Origin of the sequence: Phytoactinopolyspora halotolerans (assembly GCF_010550675.1) — a bacterium.
In the GTDB taxonomy this organism is placed as follows: domain Bacteria; phylum Actinomycetota; class Actinomycetes; order Jiangellales; family Jiangellaceae; genus Phytoactinopolyspora; species Phytoactinopolyspora halotolerans.
Map to the genome: position 1 here is coordinate 82,605 of NZ_JAAGOA010000028.1, position 16,827 is coordinate 99,431.

General features: G+C 69.1%; 13 protein-coding genes. 12 read left to right on the forward strand and 1 reads right to left on the reverse strand.

Annotation, left to right across the window (positions count from 1 at the left end; translation table 11 throughout):
* The first annotated feature begins 49 nt into the window (after positions 1–49).
* From metK to G1H10_RS28225, 3 genes are all read left to right on the forward strand, one after another.
* On the forward strand, positions 50–1,240 hold the full coding sequence (gene metK / locus G1H10_RS28215) for a methionine adenosyltransferase (protein ID WP_163744247.1): 1,191 nt from the start codon (positions 50–52) through the stop codon (positions 1,238–1,240).
* A 59-nt stretch (positions 1,241–1,299) separates the two neighbouring features.
* Positions 1,300–3,351, forward strand: a complete 2,052-nt coding sequence (locus tag G1H10_RS28220) for a primosomal protein N' (RefSeq protein ID WP_312856656.1) — start codon at positions 1,300–1,302, stop codon at positions 3,349–3,351.
* Between the two features lie 137 nt (positions 3,352–3,488).
* A complete protein-coding gene (locus G1H10_RS28225) occupies positions 3,489–4,034 on the forward strand; it encodes a Uma2 family endonuclease (protein ID WP_163744249.1) in 546 nt (181 codons plus the stop codon).
* Positions 4,035–4,059: 25 nt separating this feature from the next.
* On the opposite strand, the gene G1H10_RS28230 is transcribed toward G1H10_RS28225, so the two are convergent.
* The gene (locus G1H10_RS28230; protein WP_216853740.1) at positions 4,060–4,755 is read right to left on the reverse strand and encodes an energy-coupling factor ABC transporter ATP-binding protein; all 696 of its coding nucleotides are present in this window, start codon (positions 4,753–4,755) and stop codon (positions 4,060–4,062) included.
* Between the two features lie 231 nt (positions 4,756–4,986).
* Between G1H10_RS28230 and G1H10_RS28235 the strand changes: the two genes are divergently transcribed.
* From G1H10_RS28235 to G1H10_RS28275, 9 genes are all read left to right on the forward strand, one after another.
* Positions 4,987–6,585 (forward strand): ABC-F family ATP-binding cassette domain-containing protein, encoded by a 1,599-nt coding sequence (locus G1H10_RS28235; RefSeq protein ID WP_163744252.1) that lies wholly within the window; start codon positions 4,987–4,989, stop codon positions 6,583–6,585.
* Between the two features lie 125 nt (positions 6,586–6,710).
* Positions 6,711–6,932: a helix-turn-helix domain-containing protein gene (locus G1H10_RS28240; protein ID WP_312856657.1), complete on the forward strand. Its 222-nt coding sequence runs from the start codon at positions 6,711–6,713 to the stop codon at positions 6,930–6,932.
* Positions 6,933–7,172: 240 nt separating this feature from the next.
* Positions 7,173–9,137, forward strand: a complete 1,965-nt coding sequence (locus G1H10_RS28245) for an ABC transporter ATP-binding protein (protein ID WP_163744254.1) — start codon at positions 7,173–7,175, stop codon at positions 9,135–9,137.
* A gap of 108 nt (positions 9,138–9,245) precedes the next feature.
* Positions 9,246–10,064, forward strand: a complete 819-nt coding sequence (locus tag G1H10_RS28250; protein ID WP_163744256.1) for a hypothetical protein — start codon at positions 9,246–9,248, stop codon at positions 10,062–10,064.
* 163 nt (positions 10,065–10,227) lie between these two features.
* Positions 10,228–11,277 carry a LacI family DNA-binding transcriptional regulator gene (locus tag G1H10_RS28255; protein ID WP_163744258.1) on the forward strand — a complete coding sequence of 350 codons (1,050 nt, stop codon included), beginning with the start codon at positions 10,228–10,230 and terminating at the stop codon, positions 11,275–11,277.
* 25 nt (positions 11,278–11,302) lie between these two features.
* A complete protein-coding gene (locus G1H10_RS28260) occupies positions 11,303–12,619 on the forward strand; it encodes an ABC transporter substrate-binding protein (protein ID WP_163744260.1) in 1,317 nt (438 codons plus the stop codon).
* 32 nt (positions 12,620–12,651) lie between these two features.
* Positions 12,652–13,746, forward strand: a complete 1,095-nt coding sequence (locus tag G1H10_RS28265; RefSeq protein WP_216853741.1) for a carbohydrate ABC transporter permease — start codon at positions 12,652–12,654, stop codon at positions 13,744–13,746.
* 20 nt (positions 13,747–13,766) lie between these two features.
* Positions 13,767–14,663 (forward strand): carbohydrate ABC transporter permease, encoded by an 897-nt coding sequence (locus tag G1H10_RS28270; protein ID WP_163744264.1) that lies wholly within the window; start codon positions 13,767–13,769, stop codon positions 14,661–14,663.
* Positions 14,664–14,669: 6 nt separating this feature from the next.
* A complete protein-coding gene (locus G1H10_RS28275; protein ID WP_163744267.1) occupies positions 14,670–16,760 on the forward strand; it encodes an amylo-alpha-1,6-glucosidase in 2,091 nt (696 codons plus the stop codon).
* The last annotated feature ends 67 nt before the right edge of the window (positions 16,761–16,827 follow it).

The following is a 16,827-nucleotide window of genomic DNA, read 5'->3' on the forward strand; positions in this document are numbered from 1 at the left end:
TCGTCGGCCCAGCACACGCCCTACACTGGCTGTGCAAAAGGAGGGGCACATGTCCGTGCGTTTGTTCACGTCCGAGTCGGTCACCGAGGGGCACCCGGACAAGATTTGCGACCAGATCAGCGACGCGATCCTGGACGCGCTGCTGACTGACGATCCGGCGAGCCGGGTGGCGGTGGAGACGATGGTCACCACCGGGCAGGTGCATGTGGTGGGTGAGGTGACCACGAGCACCTACGCCGACATCCCGGGCATTGTGAGGGAGACGGTGCTGGGCATCGGTTACGACTCGTCGGCGAAGGGCTTCGACGGTGCGTCCTGCGGGGTGAACGTGGCTCTGGGCGCGCAGTCGGCGGATATCGCGCAGGGCGTCGACACCGCCTACGAGAGCCGCGTCGAAGGCGACGAGGACCCGTTGGACCGGCAGGGGGCCGGGGACCAGGGGCTGATGTTCGGCTACGCGTGCGACGAGACGCCGGAGTTGATGCCGTTGCCGATCACCATGGCGCACCGGCTGGCGCAGCGTTTGGCGCACGCGCGCAAGTCCGGCGCCGTGCCGTACCTGCGTCCGGACGGCAAGACGCAGGTGACCATCGAGTACGACGGGGACCGTCCGGCCAGGGTGGAGACGGTGGTGGTGTCCACCCAACACGCGTCGAATGTGGACGTGGAGAACCTGTTGACCCCGGATCTGACCAGGTTCGTGATCAAACCGGTGCTCGAGCAGTTCTCGCTGGACACCAGCTCGATGCGGCTGTTGGTGAACCCGACGGGCAGGTTCGAGATCGGCGGTCCGATGGGGGACGCCGGGCTCACCGGGCGGAAGATCATCATCGACACCTACGGCGGGATGGCCCGGCACGGCGGCGGGGCGTTCAGCGGCAAGGATCCCTCCAAGGTGGACCGCTCGGCGGCCTACGCGATGCGCTGGGTGGCGAAGAACGTCGTGGCCGCGGGGCTGGCACGACGATGCGAGATTCAGGTCGCCTATGCCATCGGCAAGGCGGAGCCGGTCGGCCTGTTCGTCGAGTGCTTCGGTACCGAACAGGTTCCCACCGCACAGATCGAGCGCGCCGTTTCCGAGGTCTTCGATCTCCGGCCGGCGGCGATCATCCGCGATCTGGACCTGCTCCGGCCGATCTACCAGCAGACCGCCGCGTACGGCCACTTCGGACGGGAGCTGGACGAGTTCACCTGGGAACGGACCGATCGCGCGCAGGCGCTGAAGGACGCCATCGGCTGAGGCCGTCGGCCGCCAAGGGCGGGCAGAGAACGGCGACGCCGATGAGGTAGAAACGTCGAGTGAGCGACAGCGGCGAGACCGACCAGCTGGCCTTGGCCGGTGCGCCCTCGCCGAAACGACCACGGGCGAGCAACGCCAAGGCCCGTCCGGTCGCGGCGGAGCGCCCGATCGCCCGCGTCGTCGTCGATCTGGGCCTGCCGCACCTGGACCGCGCGTTCGACTACCTGGTACCTGCCGCCATGGCTGCCGATGCGGTGCCCGGGGCACGTGTCAGGGTGAAATTCGCCGGCGCGGACCACGACGGGTTCATCGTCGAGCGAGCGGACAACAGCGAACATGCCGGCCGGCTGTCGCCGTTGCGGCGGGTGGTGTCCGCCGAGCCGGTGCTCTCACCGGAGCTGAACCGGCTGGCACGGTCGGTCGCCGACCGGTACGCGGGCACCCTGGCGGACGTCCTGCGGCTGGCCATACCGCCCCGGCACGCCGCCACCGAGAAGGAGCCGAGCCCGGCGGCAGCGGCCCCGCCACAGCGCCCCGCTCCCGGCGCCTGGGCCGCACATCTGCACGGTGCGGCGCTGCTGGACGCCGTCGCGCGAGACGGTTCCGCGCCGCGTGCGGTCTGGTCGCCGATGCCGACGGCGGACTGGTCCGATCTGTTGGCCCGGCTGATCGCAGCGGCGCTGTCCGCCGGCCGTGGCGCGGTCGTCGTGGTTCCCGACGGCCGGGACACCGCGCGGCTGGATGCGGCGCTGCAGCGGCTGATCGGCGCGGACCATCACGTGGTGCTCGGCGCCGAGCTCGGGCCCGCCGAGCGGTACCGGCGGTGGCTGCGCGTGTTGCGGGGTTCGGTGCGCGCAGCGATCGGTACCCGATCGGCCGCGTTCGCGCCGGTGCACGATCTGGGCCTGGTGGCGATCTGGGACGACGGCGACGACCTGCATGCCGAACCGCGGGCACCTTATCCGCACATGCGTGAGGTGCTGCTGCTCCGCGCCCACCAGGCGGGGGCGGCGGCCGTCGTCGGCGGTTTCGCCCGCAGCGCCGAGGCCCAGCTTCTGCTGGAGACGGGCTGGGCGCAGCCGGTAGAGCCGGATCGCGCCACCGCGCGCCAGCATGCGCCACACATCCATACCAGCGGCGACGACTACGAGCAGGCACGGGACGAGGCCGCACGCAGCGCCCGGCTGCCCTCGCTGGCGTGGCGGGTGACCCGCGCCGGCCTGGATCGTGGACCGGTGCTGGTACAGGTGGCGCGGGCCGGCTACCTGCCCGCGATGGCGTGCGCGCGGTGCCGTGCGCCCGCGCTGTGCGCGTCGTGTGGCGCGGCGTTGCGGTTGACCCGGCCGGACGGCGCACCGGAGTGTGAGGCGTGCGGTACGGTCGCGTCCGCCTGGCGCTGCTCGGAATGCGGGCACGATCGTCTCCGGGCGGGCGTCGTCGGTGTGCGGCGTACTGCGGAGGAACTCGGCCGGGCGTTCCCTGAGGTCCCGATCGTCGTGTCGCGGGGCGGCGGGCGCACCGCCGCCGACGAGGACATCGTGCGGGACGAGGTCGGGCCCGAGCCGGCCCTGGTGGTCGCCACACACGGCGCGGAACCGGTCCCGTCGGACGGATACGCGGCGGCGCTCCTGCTGGACGGCACGTCGATGCTGAACCGGCCGGGCCTGCGGGCGGGGGAAGAGGCGCTGCGGCGATGGATGCGGGCGGCGGCGCTGGTGCGATCCCGGTCGGCCGGGGGAGAGGTCGTGGTGGTCGCCGAGCCGTCGGCTCCCGCGGTGCAGGCTCTGGTCCGATGGGATCCGGGCGGGTTCGCCATCCGGGAGCTGTCGGAGCGCAGCCAGCTGCACTTCCCGCCGGCGGCCCGGGTCGCGGAGCTGCGCGGTGCGCAGCAGGATGTCGACGAGCTGCTGTCGTTGGCCGAACTGCCCGAGATCGCCGAAGTCCTCGGGCCCGCTCCGATCGACGACGTGACGGTACAGGCCATCGTCCGGGTGCCGCGTGCCGCAGGAACCGGATTGGCTGCTTCCCTTCGTGCGGCCGCCGGTGTCCGCTCGGCGCGCCGTTCCGGCGAGTCGGTCCGCGTCAGGATCGATCCGGTCGACTTGAGTTGATCCCTGTCAGATCGTCGGATTAGCGCACGATTGCGCTCGTGTGCGTCTGTTAGCTCTCGGCTGAATGGCTTTCCTCCGATCTGATCTTCATGGATGCTGGATGGCGAATCCAGCCCGGAAGGGGCACCATGACAACCATGATGGTGATGCCGCGTGGCTCGCACGACTGGACGGTCGACGACCTCAAGCAGCTGCCGGACGACGGCCTGCGCTATGAACTCCTCGATGGGATGCTGCTGGTGAGCCCGGCACCACGACCTGTCCACCAAGACGCCGTGCACGAGCTCATCAAGGTTCTCGACGCCCGGCTGCCTGCCCATCTGAGGGCGTATTTCGCGCCGATCGACTGGCAGCCGGACCGGCGCACGTCGTTTCAGCCCGACATCCTGGTCGTGCGGCGCGAGGATGTCGGCGAGGAGAACATCACCGCGCCGTTGCTGCTGGCAGTGGAGGTGCTCTCGCCCAGTACGCGCCGGAAGGACCAGCTGCTGAAGTTCTCCAAGTACGCCGAGGCCGGCGTGGCGTCCTACTGGATCGTCGATCCGGAAGAGCCTTCGCTGGTCGCGTATGACCTCGCCGGCGACGGCTACCGTGAGGTCGGACGGGCGAAGGGCACGGAGAGTATCACGTTGGGGCATCCCATCCCGGTGACCATCGTTCCGGACGCCCTGGTGGCCCGGTAGCTCTGCCGACGGCGGGTGTGGCCGGTCAGTGCCCGGTGGCGTCGTCGGAAGCGGCCAGTCGGCGATAGTGCTCCACGGCGGCGTCGGCCGGACCGTCGAAGACGATGGCGCCGTCATCGAAGACCAGCGCCCGGTCGAAGCCGAGAACCGCGTCCAGATCGTGTGTGACCAGAATCACCTGCTGAGGGAGTTCAGCCAGCAGCGTCGACACGCGTCGAGCATTCCGCAGGTCCAGCAACGTCGTCGGCTCGTCGCAGACGAGGATCTGGGGCTCGGTCACGAGAACGGAACACAGCGCCAGCAGCTGCTTCTGCCCGCCGGAGAGCAGATGCGCCGGATGGTCGGCGTGACCGTCCAGCCCGAAGTCGGCCAGCTGCTTGGCCACCAGCCGCGCCGTCTCGTCCCGGCCCAGCTTCTGCCTGCGCAGGCTGAACGCGACGTCTTCGGCCACCGTGGGCATGACGATCTGCGCGTCCGGATCGGTGAAGACGAAGCCGACCCGCCGCCGGACCGCGGCGCCGTCCGCGCGGGTGTCCAGACCGTCCACGCGCACCCGTCCGTGCTGGGGGACGACCAGCCCGTTGAGCAGCCGGGCGAAGGTCGACTTGCCGGAGCCGTTCGCGCCGATCACGGCGACGCGTCGTTCGGTGAGCCGGACGTCCACGTCCCGTAGCACCCGGCGGTCACCGTACGCGTGGCTGACGCGTTCGACCTCGATCACGTGCTCAACTGTAAACTTGCTCCGGACCGACATCGTGCCGGGGAGTTGCGCCGGTCGGTCCGCGCCGGGAAATTCAGTGTCGATCTCGGGTGCGGGCGCGTTGAATGGGTCCGTTCACGGGTTTCCCGTGGCGATGTGCACGCTTGCCAGCGGATGAACGCTCGGCGCGAGGGTGACCTGGCGTCAGGTGTGATGTCCGCATGTCACGATTTCGACGGAGACGTAGCTGACATGATCACCGCCCACGAGGTAGAGGTGCGCGCGGGGTCGCAGATCCTGCTCGACGGAGCGAGTTTCCGGATCGCCCCAGGCGACAAGGTGGGTCTGGTGGGCCGTAACGGCGCCGGAAAGACGACCCTCACCCGGATTCTCGCGGGGGAAGGGCAGCAGTTCAGCGGTGAGGTGACCCGTTCCGGTTCGGTCGGCTACCTGCCGCAGGATCCGCGTACCGGGGACACCGACGTCCTGGCCCGGGACCGGATTTTGGGCGCCCGCGGTCTGGACACGATCGTCGCTCAACTACGCCGCGCCGAACAGCAGATCGCTTCGGACTCCGACGCCGAGCATGAACGCGGGATGCGCCGCTACGCGCGGCTGGAGGCGGAGTTCCTCTCCCTGGGCGGGTATGCCAGCGAAAGCGAGGCCGCGACCATCGCCGCCAGCCTGGGTCTGCCCGAGCGCGTGCTGGGGCAGCCGTTGCACACCCTGTCCGGTGGTCAGCGCCGGCGGGTGGAACTTGCCCGGATCCTGTTCTCCGACGCGGAGACGTTGCTGCTGGATGAGCCGACGAACCATCTGGATGCCGACTCCATCCTCTGGTTGCGAGACTTCTTGCGGGCTTACCGCGGCGGCCTCGTGGTGATCAGCCACGACGTCGCACTGCTGGACCACACGGTGAATCGGGTCTTCCATCTGGACGCCACCCGTGCCGCCCTGGACGTATACAACGTGGGCTGGACGACGTACCTGGAGCAACGGGAGACCGACGAACGACGCCGGCGCCGCGAGCGCGCCAACGCCGAGAAGAAGGCGGCGACGCTCAAGGCGCAGGCAGACCGGATGCGGTACAAGGCGACGAAGGCGACGGCGGCGCAGAATATGGATCGCCGGGCGGAGCGCCTGCTGGCCGGCCTGGAGGCGGAGCGCCGCGCGGACAAGGTGGCGAAGCTGCGTTTCCCGGAGCCGGCGCCGTGTGGAAAGACCCCGTTGACAGCTACCGGACTGTCGAAATCCTATGGATCTCTGGAAGTCTTCACCGATGTCGATCTTGCTATCGACCGGGGCAGCCGGGTGGTCGTATTGGGATTGAACGGTGCCGGTAAGACGACTCTGCTGCGCCTGCTGAGTGGAATTGAGCAGCCCGACACGGGTGTCGTAGAGGCCGGGCATGGTCTGCGGCTGGGCTATTACGCGCAGGAGCATGAGACGCTGGACACATCTCGAACGGTGCTGGAAAATATGCGCAGTGCGGCGCCGGATCTCGCCGATGTGGAAGTGCGACGGGTGCTGGGATCTTTCCTCTTCTCCGGCGACGCCGTGGACAAGCCCGCCTCGGTGCTATCGGGCGGGGAGAAGACGCGATTGGCCCTGGCTGCTCTGGTCGTGTCGAGCGCTAATGTGCTTCTGCTCGACGAGCCGACCAACAACTTGGACCCCGCGTCCCGAGAGGAGGTGCTGGGGGCGCTGCGCTCGTTCGAGGGGGCGATTGTGCTCGTGACGCACGACGAGGGAGCAGTTGAGGCATTGGCGCCGGAACGCGTACTGCTGTTGCCTGACGGCGCCGAAGACCTCTGGAATGCAGACTATGCGGATCTTGTCACGTTAGCCTGATACTGCGACCTAGCAGGAGATTTCGCGCACGATGTGGGATCGATCTTGCGTTCGGGTGGCGAAAAACCGTAATGGGACAGATCATGGTCCTCTGTCATGGAGGACAACGAAAACGGGGAGGACGCGTGGCCGAGAAGTTGGTAAAGGGCGCGCGGATCAGTGGAGGCACGCGCGACAAGCTCGCCACTGACCTGAAGAAGCAGTACGAAAGCGGCAAGAGCATCCGCGAGCTCGCATCGGAGACAGGCCGTTCATACGGCTTCGTGCACCGGCTGTTGTCGGAAGCCGGGGTTACGCTGCGCGGGCGCGGCGGCGCGACCCGGGGGAAGGCTCGGAAGAAGGCTTGACGGCTTCGGGTAGGCGCTGAGGTACAGCCGCACACGCGGCATCGAGCGCGGGTGCGTGAGATGCCGTTTGCGGCGTCCTTCAGCGCCTGCCCGGGCCTCGACCGTCGGGTGCGGCTCGTCGGTCCATTGCCGTCTGCCGGCCGGGCTGGAAGAGAGTGGCTCGTCGCCGTGTTGTCGGATCTGGGACGATGCTGTCCCGGATCTGGTACGTACAACTGGCGAGGAGGCCGGACGGTGGCGATGGGTAGCCCCATGGGTAGCGGGTGGATGGCGCAGCGGTCGTTCTCCCGCGATCGGAGTGTGACTCAGCGTCGGCTCGCCCGTGGGACGACTCGGCGGATTCTGGCCTATGCCAGGCCGTACCGTCGGCAGATCGCCGTCTTCCTGGCCACCACCGTCGCGTCGGCTGCCAGTGCGGCAGCGGTGCCGTTGCTGCTGAAGGTCGTCATCGACGACGGCGTGGTCCCGGGCGACCGGGGCGTCGTCGTCTGGGGCGCGGTGGCGGTAGCGGTGCTCGCGGTGCTGGATGCCGGTCTCAACCTGATCGGGCGATGGATGTCCGCTCGGGTGGGTGAAGGTCTCATCTTCGACCTGCGGCGTCAGGTCTTCGACCATGTCCAGCGCCAGCCGGTCGCCTTCTTCACCCGCACACAGACGGGTTCACTGGTCTCCCGGCTGAACTCGGACGTGGTCGGGGCGCAGCAGGCGTTCACCGGCACGCTGTCACAGGTGGTCAGCAACGTCGTGACGCTCGTGCTTGCGCTCGGCGCGATGCTGCTGCTGTCCTGGCAGATCACCGTCGTCGTGCTGGTGCTGGTACCACTGTTCCTGCTGCCGGCGCGGTTCATCGGCCGGAAACTGGCCGACATCACTCGGGAGTCGATGCAGCTCAATGCCGAGCTGAGCCAGACGATGACGGAGCGGTTCAACGTCTCCGGCGCGCTTTTGGTGAAGATCTTCGGCCGGTATCAGCGAGAGAACGAAGGCTTCAGCGAACGGGCCGCGCGGGTGCGCGACATCGGCGTGGTGCAGGCGCTGTACGCGCGGTACTTCTTCATCGGCCTGAGTTTCCTGGCGTCGTTCGCGACCGCCCTGGTCTACGGGGTGGGCGGCTGGCTGGCCGTGGACGGGACGCTGCAGGTCGGGACGTTGGTGGCGCTCGCGGCCCTGCTGACGCGCCTCTACGGACCGCTGACGGCGCTGTCCAACGTTCAGGTCGACATCATGACGGCGCTGGTCAGCTTCGAGCGCGTCTTCGAGGTGCTCGACCTGAAACCGATGGTCGCCGACAGCGCGGACGCGCGGCCGTTGCCGGTACCGGCGGCGGCCACAAGCAGGAACGGCGCGCCGGACGGTGGTGCCGAGCGCTCGGACACCGGCCCGCTCGCGGATACGGGCCGGCTCTCGGTGGAGCTCGACGACGTCTGGTTCCGCTATCCGTCGGCCGACGAGGTGTCGCTGGCGTCGTTGGAATCAGCGGCCCGGCCCGGTGCCGGTGGCAACGACCACGACGTGCTGCGCGGTGTCTCCTTCCGCATCGAGCCCGGGCAACTGGTCGCGCTGGTGGGACCGTCCGGCGCCGGCAAGACCACGATCACCGGGCTGGTCGCCCGCCTCTACGATCCCACCCGCGGTGTGGTCCGGGTGGGCGGGCGCGACGTCCGGGAGACGACGCTGGAGTCCTTGCACGACGCGGTCGGGGTGGTCACCCAGGACGCGCACATGTTCCACGACACGGTCCGCGCCAACCTGGCCTATGCCCGGCCGGAGGCCGGCGACGCCGAGCTGTTCGAGGCGGCCGACGCCGCGCAGATCGGCGATCTGATCCGAGCCCTTCCGGACGGACTGGACACGGTCGTCGGCGACCGTGGGTACCGTCTGTCCGGCGGCGAGAAGCAGCGGCTCGCCATCGCACGGCTGTTGCTGAAGGCGCCGCAGGTGGTGGTCTTGGACGAGGCGACGGCGCACCTCGACTCGGAGTCGGAGGCCGCCGTTCAGCGCGCGCTGAAGACGGCATTGACCGGACGGACGTCGCTGGTCATCGCGCACCGGCTGTCCACCGTGCGGGACGCGGACAGCATCCTGGTGGTGGAGGCCGGGCGGATAGTGGAACGGGGCACCCACGAACAGCTGCTGCTGCAGGGCGGCCTGTATGCGGAGCTGTACCGCACGCAGTTCGCCACCCAGGAGCACGCCTCGTCGTAGCCGCCTGCCACACGGATCCGGCCGGCCCACCGGGAGCCGGCCGGCCACCGGAAACGGTCGACGCGGAGACATTCGTCCTAGCGTCCTGAAGGTTTGTATCGTGGGCTCATGCACCTGGTAGACGGCGGGGCTCGCCGCGTGCGGCGGTTTCGGCTCGGCGAATCGTCGTCTTCTTCTCTGCACATCCCGCGACATGCCGCCTTGATGGCCGTGGTCGCTGTCGTGACGGCCGTGGGTCTGGGCGGCTGCGGCTCGGACGGCCGGAGCACGGACGGCGGTCCGGCCGCCGAAGACGCGGGCACCACCGAGCCGACCCCCGACGGCCGACCGTCCGAGGACGCGACGGACGGATCGGCCGGCGCTGAAGGCACGGACGGTACCGACGATGACGACGACGCGGGCGCAGGGGACGGCGATGCGGGCGCCGGGGACGATGCCACCGGCGGCGATGACGTCGGCGTAGAGCCGCACGGCGAGCCGACGGCGGGGGATGACGGCGGGGAACCTCGACAACCTCCGCAGATTCCCATCCCGCCGGAGTGTCCGGAGGCGGTGCGCAGCGTCGGGGACCGCATCACGGACGAGTTCGAGTACGTCGAGGTGCCGCCGACGGAAGACGTCGCGATCCTCACCTGTGATTGGCGGGACACCAGCGATTCGATCGCCAGTGTCGAGGTGAGTTTCTCGCACGAGCTGGTCGGCACCGATCTGGCGGACGTGGACGGTGCGCAGAAGGTGACGGTCGCGGGTATGGACGGGTACGTGCTGCGCGCGGACGAGGGAAAGGTCCGGGCGGACATGTTCCAGTTCCAGGTCTCCGACGTCTACATCACCGGCGGTTCCATCCAGGTCGAAGGGGTCGCACAGGGGGACATCCTGGAGCTCGCCGAGGCCGCCGTCGAAGCGCTCCCGGAGCCGCCCGGCTGACGTCGGCGCCGGATATTGCGCGCCGTTACCGGTGCGGTGAGGTCTTCTCGACGGGCTGAGTTAACGAAACCGTCACGATCCGTTGACACATCGCGGGCTCTCCACCATGCTGATTTGAACGTACAAATTTGCACGTTCAAATCCACGTGGACAAGGGAAGACGATGGCATCCACCAGCGCAGACTCCGGCGGCAACACGGCCGACGGTGCCACGCTGAACGACGTCGCACGGGTGGCGCGGGTCTCCCGGCAGACCGTCTCGAACGTCCTCAACGCCCCGGGGCGGGTCCGGCCCGACACCGCCGAACGCGTCCGCCAGGCCATCGACGAGCTCGGGTACCGGCCGCACCGGCTGGCGCGCAACCTCAAGACCCGGGCGTCGCGGATGATCGGCTACGAGATCACCCGCTCGCGGCTCGGTGTGCTCAACCCCGTCCTCGACCGCTTCGTACACGCGCTCGTCGAGGCCGCGGAGAACGACGGTTACCACGTGCTGCTCTTCACCCCCGACGAGGACGGCCTGGTCACCGCCTACGACGAGTTGGTCGGCACCCGAACGGTCGACGGCTTCGTCCTGTCCGATATCGACTACGGTGATCCGCGCGCCGTCGCCCTGGCCGAACGGGGTGTGCCCTTCGTCACGTTCGGCCGCCCGGAGATCGCCGCACCGCACTCGTGGGTCGACGTCGACGGCGCGGCGGGCACCGCGGCGGCGGTGCGGCATGTGGCGGAGCTGGGACACGAACGGATCGCCTTCATCGGCGCGCCGGCCGGGTCCGCTACCGGAGACCGGCGGGCCGAGGGGTTCCTGCGCGCGGCGGGGGAGCTCGGGCTGACCGGTGACGACGTGCTGGATGTACGCGTGGATGACGACATCGCGGGCAGCGCCGAAGCACTCGAGCATCTGCTGAGCCTCGATGTGCCACCGACCGCGATCGTGTGCATCAGCGACGCCCACGCCGTCGGCGTCCTGCGTGCGGCCGCCGCACGCGGACTCGTCGTCGGCCGCGACCTCGCGGTGACCGGCTTCGACGACTCGCCACTCGCTCCGCTGCTCACCCCACCCCTGACGTCGGTGCGTCAGCCGCTTGAAGCGGTGGCACATCGCATCGTCGCGAACCTCACCACAGCGCTCGCCGACCCGGCTACCGAACCGGCCGGCGAGCTCCTCGCGCCGGAGCTGGTCACCCGCGCGAGCACCCGACCGGACTGACGACATCCATCGAAGGAGCGTGCGAATGATGCGCACCCGACCACGAAGACTCGCGCAGTTACTGGTTCTCCTCACCGGCACGGCCCTGGCCGTCGCCGCATGCGGATCCGACTTCGCCGACAGCGACAGCGGCGGCGGCGCCGACGACGACGATCAGAACGACGCGGGGCAGACCGACGGTGCCGCGCAGGCAGAGGACGACGAGTCGAGCGGCGACGACGGCTCGTCGCTCACCCTGATGGGATTCTCGTCCGGTCCCGCGGAAGACGAGGCGCTGAACGCGATCATCGACGCGTACAACGAGCAGTCGACCAACACCGCGCGCTTCAACCCGGTGCCGGAGTACGACACCGCACTGCAGGCCGCCCTGGCCGGCGGCTCTCCGCCGGACGTCATCTACGTCGACTCCAACCGTCTTCCCGACCTCGTCGAGGCCGGAGCGCTGGCACCCGCCGACGGACGGGTGCGGAACGAGGACGACTTCTACCCCTCACTGCGTGAGGCGTTCACCTACGACGGCACGTTCTGGTGCCCGCCCAAGGACTTCTCGACGCTGGCACTGGTCTACAACGTCGACATGTTCGACGACGCGGGCCTGGAACCGCCCACCGACTGGGAGGAACTGGCGACGGCGGCCGAGGCGCTGACCGACGGCGACCGCACCGGGCTGGCGTTGGTGCCGGAGTATCCACGCTGGGGTTCGTTCATGTTCCAGGCCGGGGGAGCGGTCACCGATGACGAGGTCACCGAGATGACCATCGACTCCGACGCCAATCGGGAGGCGTTCGAGTTCCTCCGGGACCTCTACGCGCAGGGCTATGCCGCGACCCCGACCGAGCTCGACGCCGGCTGGGCCGGTGAGGCGTTCGGGCAGGGGCGCGCCGCGATGACGATCGAAGGCAACTGGATCGTCGGCGCGCTGAACAACGACTTCCCCGACGTCAACTGGGCGGTGACGGAGCTCCCGGCCGGACCGGCAGGCCCCGGCACGTTCGCCTTCACCGTGTGTTACGCCGTTCCGGCTGCGAGTGAGAACCCGGACGCCGCGTGGAATCTGGTCGACTACCTGGTCAGCGACGAGGCACTGCTCCAGTTCACCGAGCAGTTCCCGGTGATGCCGGGCCGGGAGTCGCTGGCCGGTGCATGGACCGAGGCGCATCCGGACCTGGGAGCGTTCCTCACCGGCGCCGAGTACGCGCGCCCGTTCCAATTCGTGCCTGGCTTCGCCGGCGTCGTCGACACTCTGGACGACGGCATCCAGGGCATCGCCGCCGGCAACCGGGAGATCGACGAGGTCATCCAGCAGGTCGACGAGTCCGGCCGGGCCGCCCTGGGCGGCTAACCGAGGCTCGGGCACCCGCGCGGTGCGCGGCGGTGACCAGCCACACCTCGGCCGGCCGCCGCGCACCTCCGCACCAGGCCCGGATACCGGAGGACAGCGTGCGTGCACTCAGACAGCGGGCGGCGACCGATGAGCGGGTCGCCGGCTGGATCTTCGTCATCCCCGTGCTTGTCGGTATCGGCACGTTCCTGATCGTGCCGATCGGGATGGCGTTGTGGATCAGTTTCACCGACTGGAACGGCCTGAGCCCGCCGGAACAGGCGGAGTTCGTGGGCCTGGACAACTACCGCGAGCTTGTCACCGCTGAGGGCGACCCTCGTCGTGACTTCGCCATGGCCGTCCGGAACAACCTCTATTACGTGCTCGGCGTGGTTCCCGCCCAGACAGCCATCGCGTTCATCCTGGCGGTGATCGTCAACCAGAAGTTCCTCCGGGGCAAGGGCTTCTTCCGGACCGCGTACTACTTCCCGTCCATCACGTCGTCGATCGCCATCTCGCTGGTCTTCCTCTTCCTGTTCCAGCGCAGCGGCGCCATCAACCAGCTGATCAGCGGGCTGCTCCCGGGCGCGGAGTTCCGGATGAACTGGCTGGACAACGCCGACGGCGTACTGCACAACGCGGTGGGCTTGGTCGGCGTCGACACGCCGCCGGCGATCCTGACGGACACCTCGGTGCTGGGGCTGAGCCTGTGGCAGTGGCTCTCCGGGCCCAGCGTCACCCTGTTCGCCATCATGATCCTCGCGACGTGGACCACCACGGGCACGATGATGCTGATCTTCCTCGCGGGGTTGCAGAACATCCCGCCCGACGTCGAGGAGGCCAGCCGGGTGGACGGAGCCTCGGCGCTGCAGCGGTTCCGGCTGGTGACGATTCCGATGATGAAGCAGCCGCTGTTCTTCGTGCTCACCATCGGGTTGATCGGCACCTGGCAGGTGTTCGACCAGATCTTCGTGATCTCGGCCGGCGGCCCGCAGAAGACGACGCTGACCCCGGCCTACCTCATCTACCGGGAAGGGTTCCAGAACTTCTCGATGGGACGCGCCACCGCCGTCGCGTTCCTGCTGTTCGCCCTCATCATCGTCTTCACCCTCGTCCAGCGCCGCATCCTCAAGCCGGAGCGGGCGTGACGCATGGAGGCCGCACTGACATGACTGCGCAACTACAACGGCGGCAGACGCCGCCCGGCGGCCGCGTCGCCGAGCGCGGGCAGTCCTCCGGTTACCGGGTCGCCAAACGGGTTCTCGGCTACACCGTCCTGATCTTCTTCGCCGCCATGTTCATCGCGCCGTTCGCGCTGGCACTGGCGAACTCGCTCAAGTCGCGGCCGGAGGCGCTCGCGTCGCCGCTGTCGCTGTTTCCGGCCGAACCCACCGGGCGCGCTTACCGGGAGATGGCCGGAACCGACCTTCCGCGCTGGACCATGAATTCGGTTGTGGTCACGGTGATGGTCACGCTCGGACGGCTCTTCCTCGACTCGCTCGCCGGTTACGCCCTGGCCAGGTTGCGGTTTCCCGGCCGTGCACTGATCTTCGCGCTCGTGGTGGCCGTCCTCGCAGTGCCACCGATCGTGCTGGCGATACCCCGTTACCTGGTGCTCGGACAGCTGGGCATGCTGGACACGTACGCGGGACTCATCCTCCCGCTGGCCGTGGACGCCTTCGGCATCTTCCTGATGAAGACGTTCTTCGAGTCGATACCCCGGGAGATGGAGGAGGCCGCCCGGATCGACGGAGCGACCATCTTCCAGACGTACTGGCGGATCATCCTGCCGCTGGCCGCGCCCGGGCTGCTCGCCCTGACGATCCTGTCCTTCCAGGCGTCCTGGAACGAGTTCCTGCACCCGCTCATCGCCGCACCGAGCGATCCGGATCTGCGCACGCTGCCGGTGGGTCTCGCACTCCTACGGGGCGCACAGGGGGAATCCCAGGACTTCCCGCTGTTACTGGGTGCGTCGGTGCTGATCACGATCCCCGTCGCCATCATCTTCTTCACGTTCCAGCGGTATTTCATTCAAGGGGTCACCGCCTCGGCGGTGAAAGGATAGAGGAGCATGACGTCCCACGACACCGTATTCACGTTGGTCAGCGGCACCACGTTCGTCGTCTGCGGGCCCACCGGTGACATCGATGCCGCCGGCTACCACGGCGTGTACCACCGCGACGTCCGCGTCACCTCGTCGCTGCGGCTGCAGGTGGACGGCGTCGTTCCGCGTCTGCTGGCTTCGCGCCGGACCGGCGCCGGCGCGGCGCACTGGGTCTACGTGCTGGCCACCGACGAGGAGGGAAGCCCGACCGCGGTGTTGACACGCGGCCGGGAGGTCGGGGCCGAGGTCCGGGAGCGCCTGGTGATACGGGCGTATGGCCGCCCGCTGCCGGCCCGCGCCGTCACCCTCGAGGTCGCCGCGGACTTCGCCGACCTGCTCGAACTGAAGGGGGGCAGCCGGCGTCGTGCACCGGCCGAACTGGTGCCGGACGGCGAGATCCTCGCCGCAGCGGCCGAGCACGTCCGGGTCGAGTTCGCTGGCGGCGGACCCGGTCTGCGCCGGAGTGCCTCCGGCTTCCGCTGGGATGTGGAGCTGGCCGCCGGAGAATCGTGCGTTGCGGAGGTAGCGATCCGCCCGCGGGTCGTGGCTCAGGATCCGGAGCCGTCTCCGGACCCGGGCACGGAGCCGAAGACGCAAGCGGAGTCGGAAACGGAAGCGGAGTCGGAAACGGAAAGGGGTGGGCGGCTGCCGCCCACCACGCTCCGGGTGGGCGGCAGCGCCGTCCGGTGGGTGCGCAGCACCGCGTCGGCGGTGGACGACCTCGCCGGCCTCCGGGTGGACATCCCGTCGATGGGTCTGCGTTACCTGGGCGCAGGCGCTCCCTGGTTCATGGCGCTGTTCGGCCGCGACACCTTGCTCACCGGCTGGGAGAGTCTCATCACGGGGCCGCATCTCGCACTGGACGTACTGCGAGCGCTGGCCTCGCGGCAAGGCCGGCAGGTGGACCGGCGGACCGGTGAGGAGCCGGGCAAGATCCTGCATGAGATGCGTACCGGGCTGATGCCGGTCTTCGGCGTCGAACCGGGCGTCCCGTACTACGGCACGGCGGATGCCACTCCGTTGTTCGTGATGTTGCTGGCCGAGGCGCACCGCTGGGGTGCGCCCGACGACGACGTCCGTGAGCTCCTTCCCGCGGCCCGCGCCGCCGTGCAATGGTGCCGAACCCATGGCGACGTCGACGGCGATGGCCTGGTGGAGTACGCCGGCCACGCGCATGGCCTGGCCAACCAGGGGTGGAAGGATTCCGGAGACTCGATGGTGCACGCAGACGGCTCGCTGGCCACCGGCCCGATCGCACTCGCAGAGGTGCAAGCCTATGTCTATGGCGCCTACCGGGCGCTGGCCGAGCTCGAGGAGCGGCTGGGCGCACCGGAGGCGGCGCCGGAGCTGCGCGCGCTGGCAGACCGGATCCAGGCCGTCGTCGCCGAGATGTTCTGGCTGCCTGAGCAACGGCTGGTGGCCATGGCCCTGGACGGCCACAAGAAGCCGCTCGCGGTCTCGTCGTCGAACGTCGGCCACTGCCTATGGACGGGAGTCCTGACCGGCGAGATCGCCGACGCCGCCGTGGCCCAGCTGACCAGCCGCGAGCTGGCCGCCACCTGGGGGCTGCGCACGCTCGCTTCGTCCGCGGCCGCGTACAATCCGCTCGGTTACCACCTGGGGTCGATCTGGCCGCATGATACGGCGATCGGCATCGCCGGCCTGGTCCGCTACGGCACCCTGGGACCGGCCCGCCGCCTCGTCGACGGGCTACTCTCGACGGCCGAGACGTTCGACTGGCGGTTGCCCGAGCTTCTCGGCGGGATGGGTGCCGACGAGGTTCCCCAGCCGGTGCCGTACCCCGTGGCGTGCAGCCCGCAGGCATGGAGTGCCGCCGCGCCCCTGCTGCTGCTGCGGACGATGTTGCGGCTGGAACCCGACGTGCCGTCGGGGATCGTTCGGATCGCGCCGGTGCTGCCGGACGACGAGGAGATCGTCGTACACGGCATCCCGCTCGGCACCGGCACGCTCAGCGTACGGGCCCGCGGCAGTGAGGCAGAGATACTGGAGGCACCCACCGCCACCGAACTCCACACCCACACGCCGCCCCCTAAATGATCATGTGAAGTGGGTTTTCTCGCGCCCTACCAGGTCTGCAGACATGGTAGGGCACGAGAAAACCCAC